The 14,717-nt window shown below is 65.7% G+C and carries 15 protein-coding genes; 3 read left to right on the plus strand and 12 right to left on the minus strand.

All coding sequences use genetic code 11. The features are described 5' to 3' along the window. Nucleotides 1-2 precede the first annotated feature (2 nt). Nucleotides 3-1,952: an acetate--CoA ligase gene (gene acs, locus LO787_RS16985; RefSeq protein WP_232492175.1), complete on the minus strand. Its 1,950-nt coding sequence runs from the start codon at nt 1,950-1,952 to the stop codon at nt 3-5. Between the two features lie 209 nt (nt 1,953-2,161). On the opposite strand from acs, the gene LO787_RS16990 reads away from it, so the two are divergent. Further along, complete coding sequence (locus LO787_RS16990; protein WP_232492176.1) at nt 2,162-2,674, plus strand: GNAT family N-acetyltransferase; 513 nt, start codon at nt 2,162-2,164, stop codon at nt 2,672-2,674. A gap of 83 nt (nt 2,675-2,757) precedes the next feature. Next, nucleotides 2,758-3,075, plus strand: a complete 318-nt coding sequence (locus LO787_RS16995) for a PilZ domain-containing protein (RefSeq protein WP_232492177.1) — start codon at nt 2,758-2,760, stop codon at nt 3,073-3,075. Between the two features lie 58 nt (nt 3,076-3,133). On the opposite strand, the gene lpdA is transcribed toward LO787_RS16995, so the two are convergent. The 4 genes from lpdA to LO787_RS17015 are packed head-to-tail and all read right to left on the minus strand — an operon-like array spanning nt 3,134 to nt 6,637. Beyond that, nucleotides 3,134-4,549 (minus strand): dihydrolipoyl dehydrogenase, encoded by a 1,416-nt coding sequence (gene lpdA, locus LO787_RS17000; protein WP_232492178.1) that lies wholly within the window; start codon nt 4,547-4,549, stop codon nt 3,134-3,136. A gap of 4 nt (nt 4,550-4,553) precedes the next feature. Then, complete coding sequence (locus tag LO787_RS17005) at nt 4,554-4,934, minus strand: acyl-CoA thioesterase (RefSeq protein ID WP_232492179.1); 381 nt, start codon at nt 4,932-4,934, stop codon at nt 4,554-4,556. A 1-nt stretch (nt 4,935) separates the two neighbouring features. After that, the gene (locus LO787_RS17010) at nt 4,936-5,325 is read right to left on the minus strand and encodes an acyl-CoA thioesterase (RefSeq protein ID WP_232492180.1); all 390 of its coding nucleotides are present in this window, start codon (nt 5,323-5,325) and stop codon (nt 4,936-4,938) included. Between the two features lies 1 nt (nt 5,326). After that, complete coding sequence (locus LO787_RS17015; RefSeq protein WP_232492181.1) at nt 5,327-6,637, minus strand: pyruvate dehydrogenase complex dihydrolipoamide acetyltransferase; 1,311 nt, start codon at nt 6,635-6,637, stop codon at nt 5,327-5,329. A 171-nt stretch (nt 6,638-6,808) separates the two neighbouring features. Here LO787_RS17015 and LO787_RS17020 point away from each other — a divergent pair, with 171 nt between their 5' ends. After that, nucleotides 6,809-7,264: a universal stress protein gene (locus LO787_RS17020; protein WP_232492182.1), complete on the plus strand. Its 456-nt coding sequence runs from the start codon at nt 6,809-6,811 to the stop codon at nt 7,262-7,264. A 91-nt stretch (nt 7,265-7,355) separates the two neighbouring features. On the opposite strand, the gene rnr is transcribed toward LO787_RS17020, so the two are convergent. From rnr to LO787_RS17055, 7 genes are all read right to left on the minus strand, one after another. Continuing rightward, the gene (rnr, locus tag LO787_RS17025; protein ID WP_232492183.1) at nt 7,356-9,671 is read right to left on the minus strand and encodes a ribonuclease R; all 2,316 of its coding nucleotides are present in this window, start codon (nt 9,669-9,671) and stop codon (nt 7,356-7,358) included. A gap of 195 nt (nt 9,672-9,866) precedes the next feature. Beyond that, nucleotides 9,867-10,451, minus strand: a complete 585-nt coding sequence (locus LO787_RS17030; RefSeq protein ID WP_232492184.1) for a DUF805 domain-containing protein — start codon at nt 10,449-10,451, stop codon at nt 9,867-9,869. Nucleotides 10,452-10,469: 18 nt separating this feature from the next. After that, complete coding sequence (gene proS, locus LO787_RS17035) at nt 10,470-12,017, minus strand: proline--tRNA ligase (RefSeq protein ID WP_232492185.1); 1,548 nt, start codon at nt 12,015-12,017, stop codon at nt 10,470-10,472. A gap of 32 nt (nt 12,018-12,049) precedes the next feature. Then, entirely contained in the window at nt 12,050-12,499 is a 450-nt protein-coding gene (locus LO787_RS17040; protein ID WP_232492186.1) for an NUDIX hydrolase, read from the minus strand. Nucleotides 12,500-12,521: 22 nt separating this feature from the next. Further along, entirely contained in the window at nt 12,522-13,085 is a 564-nt protein-coding gene (gene phaR / locus LO787_RS17045) for a polyhydroxyalkanoate synthesis repressor PhaR (RefSeq protein WP_232492187.1), read from the minus strand. A 106-nt stretch (nt 13,086-13,191) separates the two neighbouring features. Continuing rightward, on the minus strand, nt 13,192-14,223 hold the full coding sequence (gene alr, locus LO787_RS17050) for an alanine racemase (RefSeq protein WP_232496354.1): 1,032 nt from the start codon (nt 14,221-14,223) through the stop codon (nt 13,192-13,194). 73 nt (nt 14,224-14,296) lie between these two features. Beyond that, the gene (locus LO787_RS17055) at nt 14,297-14,716 is read right to left on the minus strand and encodes an iron-sulfur cluster assembly scaffold protein (RefSeq protein WP_232492188.1); all 420 of its coding nucleotides are present in this window, start codon (nt 14,714-14,716) and stop codon (nt 14,297-14,299) included. Nucleotide 14,717 lies beyond the last annotated feature (1 nt).

A 14,717-nucleotide genomic window follows, 5' to 3' on the forward strand; every position in this document is an offset into this window, starting at 1 on the left:
TATCACGCGGTTGCGGGTTGCGGTCGGTTGGCGAGCAGATTGTCCACTACCGAAGGATCGGCCAGCGTCGACGTGTCGCCGAGGTTCGAGACGTCGTTCTCGCCGATCTTGCGCAGGATGCGGCGCATGATCTTGCCCGAACGGGTCTTGGGCAGGCCCGGGGCGAACTGGATTACGTCGGGCGTGGCGATCGGGCCGATCTCGTGGCGGACCCAGGCGACCAATTCCTTGCGCAGCGCCTCGTCGGGCTGGACCTCGGCATTGCAGGTGACGAAGGCGTAGATGCCCTGCCCCTTGATCTCGTGCGGCATGCCGACGACCGCCGCTTCGGCGACCTTGGGATGGGCGACGAGTGCACTTTCGATCTCCGCCGTACCCATGCGGTGGCCCGATACGTTGATCACGTCGTCGATGCGACCGGTGATCCAGTAGTAGCCGTCCTCGTCGCGGCGGCACCCGTCGCCGGTGAAGTAGCTGCCCTTGAAGGTGGTGAAATAGGTCTGGAAGAAGCGCTCGTGATCGCCCCAGACGGTGCGCATCTGGCCGGGCCAGCTGTCGGTGATGACGAGGCAGCCGTCGCCCGAGCCTTCGATCTGCGCTCCGTCGTTGTCGAGCAGTCTGGGCTGCACGCCGAACATCGGGCGCGTGGCGGAGCCGGGCTTGAGCGCGGTGGCGCCGGGCAGCGGCGATATCATGACGCCGCCCGTCTCGGTCTGCCACCAGGTATCGACGATGGGACAACGCCCCTCGCCCACGACTTCGTGATACCAGGCCCATGCCTCTGGATTGATGGGTTCGCCGACCGAACCGAGCAGCCGCAGCGACGTGCGGCTGGTCTTCTTCACCCAGTCGTCCCCCTCGCGCATCAGCGCGCGCAGGGCCGTGGGGGCGCCGTAGAAGATCTCGACGCTGTATTTGTCGACGACCTGCCAGAAGCGGCTGGGATCGGGATAGTTCGGCACACCTTCGAACATCACGGTGGTGCCGCCGTTCATCAGCGGGCCGTAGACGACGTAGGAGTGGCCCGTGACCCAGCCGATATCGGCGGCGCACCAGTAGATCTGGCCCGGGCGGTAATCGAAGACGTATTCGTGCGTCATCGAGGCCCAGACGGAATAGCCGCCGGTAGTGTGCAGCACGCCCTTGGGCTTGCCGGTGGAACCGGAGGTGTAGAGGATGAACAGCGGATCCTCGGCGTTCATCTCTTCGGGCGCGCATTCGGCAGGCTGTTCGGCGACGGCGGCGGCCCAGGCGATATCGCGGCCTTCGACCATCGGCACATCCGCGCCGGTGCGGGCAAGCACGATCACGCTGTCGACACCCGGGCAGATCTTCAGCGCCTCGTCGACATTGGCCTTGAGCGGCACCTTCTTGCCGCCGCGCAGGCCCTCGTCGGATGTCAGGACGATGCGGCTGTCGCAGTCCTGGATGCGGTTCGCCAGTGCATCGGGAGAGAAACCGGCGAAGACGATGGAATGGATCGCCCCGATGCGCGCGCAGGCCAGCATCGCCACGGCAGCCTCGGGCACCATCGGCAGATAGATGGTGACGCGCTCTCCCTTCTTCACGCCGCGCGCTTTCAGCAGGTTGGCGAAGCGGGAGACCTGTTCGTGCAGTTCGCGATAAGTGATGCGGCGATCCGGGGTATCGGGGCTGTCCGGCTCCCAGAAGATCGCGATGTCATCGCCGCGCGTGGCTAGATGACGGTCGAGGCAGTTGGCGGAAAGGTTGAGCGTTCCGTCGGTGAACCACGAAATGCCGAAGTCCTCCTCATGGAAACTCGTCTGCTTGACCACGCTGAACGGCTTGATCCAGTCGATCCGCTTCGCTTCTTCCGCCCAGAATGCCTCGGGATCGGCGACCGACTTTGCGTACATCTCCTGATAGCGGGCGTCGTCGATCAGGGCATCCCGGCTCCACGCGGCGGGAACGGGATAGACGGCCTCGGCCATTTCGGTTTCTCCTCTCAGGTCTCTCTCGCCGGGGCGCCCGGCCTTGATGCTGCAATAGCACACTGGACGGGTGCCGATCACATTGGACAATGGTCGAACGGCCCCGCCGGTTTCGTGCAGGATGGCGGGCTATGTGATCTCGATCAAGGTACTGCGACGCGCTTCGGCGTAGCCATGTCGCATCGTTCCTTGATGAAAGACAGCATCCCATGCCGTTCTGGACAGTCACCCTCCCCACACGTTCGGGCATCGACCTCGACGTGCGTCCCGCAACCGAGGCGGACGGACCGGCGCTCGTCGATTTCTTCGAGCGCGTGACTGACGAGGACCGCCGTTTCCGCTTTCTCGCCGCCGCCGATCACGTCTGTGCGGAACAGCTTGAGCCGCTCGTCCATGCCGATCACTTCCGCACCGAATCGTGGCTCGGCTTCAACCGCGCGAGCGGACAGGTCGTCGCCTCGGGCGTGCTGGCTTGCGATGGGCCGCTCGATACGGCCGAGATCGCGATATCGGTCTGCGCGAGCCATCGCGGCAAGGGAATCGGCTGGGCAATGCTCGACTACATCGCCGATCAGGCTGCCGCGCGGGGCTGTCGCCGAGCCATCGCAATCGAGAGCCGCGACAACCATGCGGCCATTGAACTGGAGCGTGAAAAGGGCTTCCGGCCCGAACCGCTGGAAGGCGATCCGACGCTGGTGGTGCTCGCAAAATCGTTCCGCTGAGGGACAGCGGGAAAGCGCTCGCAAATCGCTAACGCACTGGTAACCTTTTGCGTCGCATGGGGTGGTCCCCCCAAGGAGACCCCATGCGCGATTCCCCCATCACCGGCTTCAGCGGCGACCGTATGCCGCGCTCCGCACGAGTCGGTGTCTCGATCCTGTGCGAAGTGCGGCAAGGCACCCGTCCGTGGCAGCAGGCCCGGCTCGAAGACCTGTCACCCGGCGGCTTTCGCATCGCGCGCCTGCCCGATGCGCGCATGGAAGTGCCGCTGCGCATCCGCATTCCCGGCCTGCAACTGCTGAGCGCCCGTATCTGCTGGATCCGCGACGGCGCGGTCGGCTGCGAGTTCACCGACAGCCTCCACGTCGCCGTGTTCGAACACATCGTCCGCGCCGCCAGTTGATACGAAAAAGGGCGGACCTTGCGGCCCGCCCTCTTCTTTTTCAGCTCTGAACCAGACGTCAGATGTGGATCGCACGACCATAGGCGGCCAGCGTCGCCTCATGCATCGTCTCCGAAATCGTCGGGTGCGGGAACACGGTGTTCATGAGTTCCTGCTCGGTGGTTTCCAGCGTCTTGCCGACCACGTAGCCCTGGATCATCTCGGTCACTTCCGCGCCGATCATGTGCGCGCCGAGCAGTTCGCCGGTCTTGGCATCGAACACGGTCTTCACGAAGCCCTCCGGCTCGCCCAGCGCGATAGCCTTGCCGTTGCCGATGAACGGGAAGGTGCCGGCCTTGACCTCGTAGCCCTCTTCCTTGGCCTTGGCTTCGGTGAGGCCGACCGAAGCGATCTGCGGGTGGCAGTAAGTGCAGCCCGGGATATTGCGACGGTCGAGCGGGTGCGGGTGCACCTCCTTGTTGCCGAGTTCCTTGGCGATCGATTCGGCGGTGGTGACACCTTCATGGCTGGCCTTATGGGCAAGCCACGGGCCCTTCACGCAGTCGCCGATGGCCCAGACGCCTGGCACGTTGGTGCGGCCATAGTCGTCCACCTTGACGAAGAACTTCTCGTCCGGCTCGATCTTGAGTTCTTCCAGGCCGATGTTCTCGACGTTCGGCACGATGCCGATGGCGACGATGACGTGGCTGAATTCCTGCGTCTCTTCCTTGCCGCCCTTGGGCGTGATCTTGACTGAGACGCCCTTGTCCGAAGCCTTGACGTCGCTCGCCTTGGCGCCGGTGAGGATCTTCATCCCCTGCTTGGTCAGCGCCTTTTCGAGGAACGTGGAGACGTCCTTGTCCTCGACCGGAACGATGCGGTCCATCATCTCCACGACCGTCACGTCGACGCCAAGGTCGTTGTAGAAGCTCGCGAATTCGATGCCGATGGCGCCCGAACCGAGGACCAGCAGCTTGGTCGGGGTTTCCTTCGGAGTCATCGCATGGCGATAGGTCCAGATGCGGTTACCGTCCGACTTGGCGCCGGGCAGTTCGCGCGCACGGGCGCCGGTGGCGATGATGATGTGCTTGGCCGAAAGGGTCTCGGTGCCCTTGTCGCCGGTCACTTCCAGCTTGCCCGGCGCGACGAGCTTGCCGGTGCCCATGTGGACGGTGATCTTGTTCTTCTTCATCAGGTGCGTGACGCCCTGATTGAGTTGCTTGGCCACGCCGCGCGAACGCTTGACGATGGCGTCGAGGTCGGCGGTGATGTTCTCTGCGGCCAGGCCGTAGTCCTTGGCGTGCTTCATGTGGTGCAGCACCTCGGCCGAGCGCAGCAGCGCCTTGGTCGGGATGCAGCCCCAGTTGAGGCAGATGCCGCCGAGCAGTTCGCGCTCGACGATGGCGGTCTTGAGGCCCAGCTGTGCGCTGCGGATCGCCGCGACATAGCCGCCGGGGCCGGAACCGAGAACGATGACGTCGTAAGTATCAGCCACTGAATTAGCTCTCCTGCTCGATTGCGCGGGGCCTGCCCGCGTCGTCTATCGCAACGAAGGTGAAGACCGCCTCGGTCACTTTCACCTGTTCTTCTTCATGCCGGTGACGCCGCCATGCCTCGACCGCGATGGTCATCGAGGAACGGCCCACCTTGCGCAGTTCACCGTAGACGCTGACCTCGTCGCCGATCTTCACCGGCTTGTGGAACTGCATCCCGTCCATGGCGATGGTCACGGCACGGCCATGCGAGTGGCGCGCAGCGATCAGCCCCGCCCCCATGTCCATCAGGCTCATCAGCCAGCCCCCGAAGATGTCGCCATAGGCGTTGGCATCGGCGGGCATGGCAGTGATGCGGATGACGGGTTCGCGGTAGTCTTCCGCCATGTCACACAATCTCCGAGGCCGGGGTTACGGCCCGCGGCCTGTCGTTCTCGTCCAGCGTCACGAAAGTGAACAGGCCGGTCGCAACCTCCACCTCCTGCTCGCTCGCCCGCGCCCGGCCGAAGCCGCGCGTGGCGATCGTCATCGAGGTGCGGCCGGTGCGCTGCACTTTCGCATAGACGTTTAGCTCGTCGCCCACGACCATGACGCCGGGAAAGGTGAAGTCGGTCGCCCCCACCACCACGGCCTTGTGGCCGGTGCGGCGAGTGACCAGCGAGGCGGCGCCAAGGGCAAGCTGGCTCATCAGCCAGCCCCCGAAGACGCCGCCATAGGGGTTGAGGTCGGTGGGCATCGCGGTAACGCGAATGACCAGATCTCCGGCCTCAGCGTCCATCTCAGGCGATCATCGCAAGCGGGTTCTCGACGAACTCGCGGAACGCGGCCATCAGGCGTGCGCCATCGGCGCCGTCCACGGCACGATGATCGAAGCTGCCCGTTGCCGTCATGATCGTCGCCACTCCCAGCGACCCGTCTGGCATGACCCAGGGACGCTTGTCGCCTGCACCAATGGCGAGGATGGTCGACTGCGGCGGGTTGATGACGGCCGTGAACTGCTTGATGCCCATCATGCCCATGTTGGAGATGGAGGCGGTGCCGCCCTGGTACTCCTCGGGCTTGAGCTTGCCTTCCTTGGCGCGCGTGCCGAGATCCTTGGTCGCCTTGGCGATGGCCGAGAACGACTTCTCGTTCGCGCCGGTGACGATCGGGGTGATGAGGCCGTTCGGGATCGACACGGCGACCGAAACGTCGGCGCGCTCGTACTTGATGATCTCGTTACCGGCGAAGGTCACGTTGCATTCCGGCACCGCGATCAGCGCCATGCCGAGGGCCTTGACCAGCATGTCGTTGACCGAAACCTTGACGCCCTGCTTCTCCAGCGTGGCGTTGATCTGCGAGCGCAGCGCCATCAGCTTGTCGAGCTGCACGTCTACGGTGAGGTAGATGTGCGGTGCTTCCTGCATCGACTGGGTAAGGCGCCGCGCGATGGTCTTGCGCATCCCGGAAAGCTTCTCGACCGTGTGCGGCACGCGGGCGTCGAGCAGGGCGCGGGTCTCGTCGGCCATCTCGACCGAGGAAGTCGCGGCAGCGGGCGCTGCGACCGGAGCAGAAGCTGCGGGAGCCGGAGCGGCCTTCTTTGCGGCGCCACCCTGCGCGGCCTCGACGTCGGCCTTGACGATACGGCCGTTCGGACCCGAGCCGGTCACGCCCGACAGGTCGACGCCCTTGGCATCGGCGATGCGCTTGGCGAGCGGCGATGCGACGACGCGATCACCCGAAGCCGCGGCCTTCGGAGCCGCTGCGGGAGTGGGCGTCGGAGCAGCCTCTGCCTTCGGAGCTTCTTCCTTGGGCGCGGCAGCCTTCGGCGCATCGGCCTTGGGAGCCTCGACCGAGGACGCATCTTCGCCTTCACCGGCGAGGATGGCGATCACGGTGCCGACCTTGACGCCTTCGGTGCCTTCGGCGACGGTGATCTTGCCGATCACGCCTTCGTCGACGGCTTCGAATTCCATGGTCGCCTTGTCAGTCTCGATCTCGGCCATGATGTCGCCGGAGGAAACGGTGTCGCCTTCCTTCACCAGCCATTTGGCCAGCTTGCCCTCTTCCATCGTGGGGGAAAGGGCGGGCATCTTGATCTCGATGGGCATGGAAACTTCGCGTTCCTTATTGTCCGGGGGAGGCCATTAATCGGAGTTGGCCCCCTCCTTGGACGGCTTGAGCGTTGCGTTCAAGCGCCTTACAGTTTCTTTTTTCGCAACAGTGGTGGCTTGTGTTGCAGCCTTCACGTATCGATAAGCCCGATGGAGAGGGTACAGCCAATGCGCATCTATCTGGTGATCGTCGACGAGAGCGAGGAAGCGCTCGTCGCCCTGCAGTTCGCGGCCCGCCGCGCGGCCAAGACCGACGGTGCGCTGCACCTTCTGGCGCTGGTCCCGCCGCAGCCCTTCAACGCCTTCGCCGGGGTTCAGGCAACCATCGAGGAAGAGGCGCGCGCGCGGGCGGAAACGCTGGTTACAGCGGCTGCCGGCAACCTTTTGTCGCAAGGCGCCAAGATGCCGGTCATCTCGGTGCGGATGGGCGAGGACATCAAGGTCGTGCGCAAATACCTTGAGGAACACCCCGAGGTTTCCGCGCTCGTCCTCGGCGCGGCGAAGGAAGGCGGGCCCGGCGCGCTGGTTTCGCACTTCACCGGGGTCGGCATGGCGCACATGACCTGCCCGGTGTTCGTGGTGCCCGGCGGGCTCGATGCGGAGGCCATCGAACGGCTCAGCTAGCGTGTACTGAACGGCACCTAGCGGCACCACAGCGCCATCAAGGGGGTACAGACACGTCGTCGTCCCGGAGCAAATCCGGGGCGACGAACTCCTACCGCTTGCCGCGCCCCTGATGCCGGATGTTCTTCGGTCGACCGCGCTGGCCGACGAAGTGCTTGCCCTTGTGCTTGAGCGCCGGAGCGTTCCCACGCGGTTCGATCCGGCCGCCGCCGTCGGGCAGTTCGTACTTGAGCGCACCCGTCAGCGGGTTCGCCTCTGCCAGTCGCAGCTTGAGGATCTGGCCGATGGAGAAGGTCGTTCCCGTCTCGTCGCCGACCAGCACCTGCGCCTTATCGTCATAGGTGAAACGCTCGTCGCCCAGCGTCGAGACCGGGACCAGACCGTCGCCGCCGAGGCCGACGATAGTGGCGAAGAAGCCGAACTTCTGGACGCCGGTGATGCGCGTGTCGAACACCTCGCCCACGCGGCTCGCCAGCCATGCGGCGACGTAGCGGTCGATCGTCTCGCGCTCGGCCTCCATGGCGCGGCGTTCGGCCTGACTGATGGCGTCGCTGACGCGGCCTAGGTCTTCGCGATCACGCTCGGACAGGCCCGACAGCGCCGGGATGTCCGCCTTGGGCTTCGGCTGCTCCAGTCCATAGGCATCGACCAGCGCGCGGTGGACCAGAAGGTCGGCGTAGCGGCGGATCGGCGAAGTGAAGTGCGCATAGGACGCCAGCGCCAGGCCGAAGTGCCCGGCATTGGCAGGGCCGTAGTACGCCTGCGTCTGGCTGCGCAGGACCGCTTCCATGATGAGCGCCTTCTCGGTCTCGTCAGTCACGTCCTTGAGCATGCGGTTGAACAGGCTCGGCGTGATGACCTGCCCCATCGCCAGCTTCTTGCCGAACGTGGCGAGGTAGTCCTTGAGCGCCATCAGCTTCTCGCGGCTCGGCGTCTCGTGGATGCGGTAGACGACGGGCGCGACCTTGGCCTCCAGCGCCTTCGCCGCGGCGACGTTGGCGGCGATCATGAAGTCCTCGACCACGCGGTGCGCATCGAGCCGCTCGCGAATGGCGATCTCGGTGATGCGGCCCTTCTCGTCCAGCTTTACCCGGCGTTCGGGCAGTTCCAGTTCCAGCGGATCGCGGTTCGCGCGCGCCGTCGCCAGCGCCTTCCAAGCTGCCCAGAGGTTCGTCAGGTGCTCCTGAGCCCGGCCCTCGTCGATGCGCGCCTGCGCCTCCTCGTAGGCGATCACTTCGTCGATGCGCACGATGGCGCGGGTGAAGCGCCAGTCGACGACCTTGCCCTCGGCATCGATCTTGAGATGGCAGGCCATTGCCGCGCGGTCCTCGCCCGAGCGCAGCGAGCAGACGTCGGCGCTCAGCACTTCGGGCAGCATCGGCACGACGCGGTCGGGGAAGTAGACCGAATTGCCGCGCCGCCGCGCCTCGCGGTCGATCTGGCCGCCAGGGCGCACGTAGAAGGACACGTCGGCGATGGCCACGAGCGCGTCGAAACCGCCCTGGCCGTCCGGCTGGGCCCAGATCGCGTCGTCGTGGTCGCGCGCGTCGGACGGATCGATGGCGACGATCGGCAGGTGGCGCAGATCTTCGCGATGGTCGGGGCTGAGCGGCAGCTTGGCCGAAACCTGCGCCTCTTCCAGCACTTCCTCGATGAAGTGGTTGGGAATGCCGTGCTTGTGGATGGCGATCAGGCTGAACGACTTGGGCGCCAGCGGCTCCCCCAGCACTTCCGTGATCTTCACCGAAGGCCGCGCCGAACGGCCGATGGGCACGCCCAGCACCAGTTCGCCCGCCTTGGCTTCGCCGAGGTCCGAGATCGGCGAGGAATTGCGGATGCGCTTGTCCACGGGCGCGAGCCAGGGCTTGCCGCCGCCGTCGATCTCAACGACCCCGAGAATCTGCTCGGAGCGCAGTTCCAGCTTCTTCATCGGGAAGGCGCGCCAGCCGGTGCCGGTCTCCTCGGTGCGCGACAGCACGCGGTCGCCCTTCTTGAGCGCGGACCCGCGGCCCTTCTCGACCAGGCGGATGCGCGGCGGCGGCGTGGCGTCCTCGGGCTGCCAGGTATCGGGAACGGCGATCGCCTCGCCCTCGTCGATGTCGATCACGCGCAGGACGGTGACCTTGGGCAGGCCGCCCATCTTGTGGAAGGCGGTGCGCTTGCCGTCGATCAGGCCCTCTTCGGCCATGTCCTTGAGCAGCGCCTTGAGCTGGATCTTCTCATTGCCCTTGAGCCCGAAGTGGCGCGAAATCTCACGCTTGCCCGCCGGTTCGGTCGAGTTCTGGATGAAGTCGAGAATCTGCTTGCGAGTAGGCAGGCCGGGAGCGGGACGATCCTTTACCGAACGATCTTTTATCGGGCGGTTGCCGGTGGGCCGATTGCTTGCGGGACGGTTCTTAAAGGGCATCCCTCGCAAATGCCCCCTGCCGCCGCGCAATGCAATCGCGCAAGGGACGGCTGCACACTGAAAGGTAGTTCCCGCGCGTCGGCCCCATCTTTCGTCATTGCGAGCATAGCGAAGCAATCCAGCGCGGTTCAGTGACGCCGGATTGCTTCGCTACGCTCGCAATGACGAAAAGAGGTAAACGGGGCCGAACCCCACTCAGAAGTGATCGGGCTCCGGCCCATAACGGTTGACGCCGTCGCTCGACGGCCAGACGCCGAAGATGACCACGATCACCAGCGGCACCCATGCCAGCAGGCCGTTGAGCATCAGTTGCCCCTGCGCCGCCTGCAGCTTCGCCATGTCGCCGCTCTGGGCAATGACCATGACCTGTGCCACCGCGTCGATCGACGCGACCTGAATGCCAAGCGCCGCAAGCTGGATCACCACGGTCAGCGCCGCCACCCAGCCCGGCTTGTCCGAATCGTGCAGGCGCCGGGTGAACGAGGCGACCAGCAGGCCCATCATCACCAGCGTCACGGCCACGGACACCCACACCGAAGTGCGCATCATGCCGGTGAGACGCTCGAACATGCGCTTCTGGATCTCGATCTCGCTGAGGCCCTGCTGCGCGGACGTGAACACTTCCGCCATCATCGGCCCGGTCAGCGCGATCGAGATCAGGAACGAGATCGCGATCTGGATGATCGCGAGGAACAGCACGTAGAACCAGAATGCCGAACGTCCCTCACGCCCCTTGAAATTGGTCAGGTTGGCGAGGTTGTACTTGATCGCTTCGAGCATCCGGTTCCCCCTTTTGGATCAATAGGATCGCGCCACGTATATCCGCTCGACCGCCGGGCGTCCCGTGAAAATGCATTCACCCGTCACCGGCTCGCTTTCGAGCGGCGTGTTGCGCATCGTCAGCTTGAGGCCCTTGAGCTTCTGCACCACGGCTTCCAGTTCATCGCCGGTCGGGCGCGCCCATTCGACTTCGACCCAGCCCGGATAGCGCTTGTCGTCCGAAAAGAACGCCGCGAGTTCGTCGAAGGTCGACGCCTTCGAGATGTTCGCGTCGCGCTTCGCCTTGGCTTCGGCGTGCAGCGAGGACTGGATATCCTCGATTTCCGCCACGGCGCGGGCGACGAAATCGTCCTTGGCCATGCCGACGAAGTTGGCCTTGCCCGCCTCGGTCCAGAGGCGGTCGCGGCGCAGCATCGAGACCTGTCCGCCCGCAGCATCGCGGCCACCGATCTCGAGGATCAGCGGCACGCCCTTCTTGACCCAGGCCCAGCGCTTTTGCGTGGCCTTGCCCGGGCGCTTGTCGAGCAGCACGCGCACCGGCTCACGCAGCGCCGACTGGCTGGCGAGCGCCTTGCGCAGTTCCTCGCAGTAGGCGAGCAGCGCGTCGTCCTCGGGCGCGTCGCGCAGCATCGGCAGGATGACGATCTGGTGCGGCGCCACGGCGGGCGGCACGCGCAGGCCGTCGTCGTCGCCGTGCGTCATGATGAGGCCGCCGATCATGCGGGTCGAAGTGCCCCAGCTCGTCGTGTGGGCATACTGCTGCGTGCCCTCGCGGTCCTGGAAGGTGATGCCCGCGGCATGGGCGAAGCCGGTGCCGAGGTAGTGCGAGGTGCCCGCCTGGAGCGCCTTGCCGTCCTGCATCATCGCCTCGATCGAATACGTCGCGACGGCGCCCGGGAAGCGCTCGTTCTCGGGCTTCTCACCGGCGATAACGGGCATGGCCAGCTCGGTTTCCACGAAGTCGCGGTACATTTCGAGCGCGCGCAGGGTCTCGGCCATGGCGTCGTCGCGGTCGGCGTGGGCGGTGTGCCCCTCCTGCCAGAGGAACTCGCTGGTGCGCAGGAACATGCGCGTGCGCATTTCCCAACGCACCACGTTGGCCCACTGGTTGACCATCAACGGCAGATCGCGCCACGACTGCACCCAGCGCGCCATGGCTTGGCCGATCACCGTCTCCGACGTCGGGCGGACGATCAGCGGCTCTTCCAGCTTCGCTTCGGGATCCGGCACGAGGCCGCCCTTGCCGTCACCGACGAGGCGGTGATGGGTGACGACCGCCATTTCCTTGGCGAAACCCTCGACGTGCTCGGCTTCCTTGGCGAAGTACGACAGCGGGATGAACAGCGGGAAGTAGCAGTTCTGCACCCCCGCCGCCTTGATGCGGTCGTCCATCAGGCGCTGAATGCGCTCCCACACGCCGTAGCCCCACGGCTTGATGACCATGCAGCCGCGCACGCCCGATTCCTCGGCCATTTCGGCTTCGGAGATGACTTCCTGATACCACTGGGCGAAATCGTCTTCGCGCTTGGTGGAGAGGGCGTGGCGGATCGCTGTCTTCTGATTCATGCCGCGCCTGTTAGCGGGACTCGCCGGAAGGTTCAAACCTCTGGATCGAGCAGATCGACGAGATCCTCGGGAAAATAGGGCTCCGCCAGTTCGGCGAGCCCGGCGCGGTCGAACCAGCGCCAGCTGCGCATGACCGAGCGTTCAAGTTCGGTGTGGCCGCCCGTGTCAATCGCCTCGGGATCGGCCCCGGCGGGCGTGCGGACGCGGAAGTAGCGCTCGTCCGCCGTAACCGGCACGCCTTCGATGGTGATGAAGTCGGCAATCTTGCGAGCGACCTGCGGCCCGGGCTCGGCGACGAAGCCGGTCTCCTCCAGCAGTTCGCGCCTTGCGGCGTCCTCGTAGCTTTCGCCGGGATCGACCGCCCCGCCGGGCGTACACCAGAACGGCTCGCGGTCGGGCGGGTCGAAGCGGAACAGCAGCACGCGGTCCGCCGGATCGAGCAGGATGATGCGCGCGGCAGGGCGGGCGACGCGGGAGGTCATCGCTCTCGCCCCTTGCGCGGTCTTACTTGCCCAGCGCGTCGAGACGCTTCTGGATTTCGGCCATCTGGTCGCGCAGGGCGGACAGGTCGCCGGGGTTCTCGGCAGCGGGCGGCGCCTTGGTTTCCGGCTGCTTTTCCGCACCCGGCATGAAGGCGGAGGAAGCGGCGCGGAACATCGCCATGTTCTGCTCGGCCAGCTTCGCCAGCGGGTTGTTGCCGAGGCTGTCCTCGAACGCCTTGGCGAGCTTCGCCTGGTTGGCGCGGAAGTTCTCCATCGAGGCTTCGAGGTAATGCGGGATCAGCGACTGCATCTGGTTGCCGTACATGCTGATCAGTTCGCGCAGGAAGTTGACCGGAAGCATCTGCTCCCCGTTCGATTCCTCTTCCATGATGATCTGCGTCAGGATCGTGTGCGTGATGTCGGAGCCGGTCTTGGCGTCCAGCACCTTGTAGTCCACGCCTTCGCGGGTCATCTTCGCGAGGTGGTCAAGCGTGATGTAGCTCGACGAACGGGTGTTGTAGAGTCGCCGGTTCGCGTACTTCTTGATGATTACGGTGTTGTCGTCGCCAGACGCCGTTTCAGCCATTTCCAGTCCCCATTTGCCGGATAGCTAAGTTACCATTCCGGGATATCGCATTGCAACACAAATTGCTGCGCAGCAAAAGAGGGATTCGCTCGAAATTCCGCGAATTTCAGCGTCCAAAACGGTGTCCAAGCAAGGTTAACAGCTCGTATTGGGACAGGCCGGAGGCGGCGGAAGCTTCAGGCAGCGCGTATTGCGCGGTGATCCAGTCGCCCTCGCCGATTTCCGGCGCGTGGCTGAGGTCGACGACGGTCAGGTCCATGCTCACACGGCCAAGGACGGGCAGCGTATGTCCGCCTGCCGTGAACTCGCCCTGGTCCGACCAGCAGCGCAGGTAGCCGTCGGCGTAGCCCAGCGCGATCGTGCCGACGCGCATCGCGGTGGTGGCGGTGTAAGTCGCGTTGTAGCCGATCGTCTCGCCCGCCGCGACCTCGCGCACCTGCAATATCGCCGCCTGCGGTTGCACGACCTGTCGCAGCGATGCCGCCATTTCCGGGCGTGGCACGCCACCGTAGAGCGCGATGCCGGGGCGGGTCAGGTCACCGTGATAGGCCGTGCCGAGCGCGATGCCGCCGCTGTTGGCAAGGCTTGCCCGCCGGTGGGGCAGCGCGGTGCGGGCGTGCTCCCACCGCTGGCGCTGCAGTTCGTTGAGCGGCGTATCCTCCTCCGAGGAGACGAGGTGCGAGAGCAGCACGTCGATATCGAGAGCCGCCAGCACCGGCTCGCCAAGCTGGTCGAGCGTCACGCCGAGACGGTTCATCCCGGTATCGACCATCAGATCGCAACGCCCGCCTCCGGCGTCGAGCCAGCGCCGGGCCTGTTCGAGCGAGTTGATGACGGGCTTCACTCCCGTCTCCCGCGCAAAGGCCGCGTCGGCATCGCTCAGCGGGCCATGGAGCACCGCGAGCATCTGCGGTTCGGCCACTTCGAGGACGTCGGGGACTTCGGACCAGTGCGCCACGAAGAAGTCCCGGCACCCCGCCTCACGGAGCAACGGAACGACGCCCTTCACGCCAAGGCCATAAGCATCCGCCTTGACCGCCGCGCCTGCGCGGGCGTTGCCGGACATGCGGTCGAGCGCACGCCAGTTCGCTTGCAGCGCATCGGGATCGAGGTTCAGGCGCAGCGCCGGACTCGGCATCGAAAGGTCGGGAAACTTCGTCACCGAGCGCCCATAGCGTCACCTTGCGCGCGAGGGCAACTCAGGGGCCGGATCAGACGGCGGAAAGCGCCTTTACCGCGGCGTCCCACGGCAGCATGACCGCGCCATGCCGCGCCGGATAGTCGCGCGCGGCAGCGATGGTCGCGAAGCCCGGCCATTCGGGCAGGCCGCCCTCGCCCGCCAGCCAGTCCGCGACTTCGCCCCTGACCCTGACGATGTCCGCGCCGGATGTGCCGGAGGCTGCTCGCGCGAAGATCGCGGCCGAAGCCTGCCCGATCGCGCAGGCCTGGCTGCGCAGGCCGACCCGCGCGATCCTGCCCGCATCGTCGAGCGCAAGGCCGAGCGTGATGGTGCTGCCGCAGCTTTTCGAGCGCGCTTCGCCCCGCAGCGGCAGGTCGTCGGTCAGTGGACAGGCGGCCAGTTCGATGGCGAGGCCGAGCACTTCGGGCGTGTAGAGAACGGCGGTCGCCACG

It is taken from the genome of Novosphingobium kaempferiae, from assembly GCF_021227995.1.
Classification (GTDB): Bacteria; Pseudomonadota; Alphaproteobacteria; order Sphingomonadales; family Sphingomonadaceae; genus Novosphingobium; species Novosphingobium kaempferiae.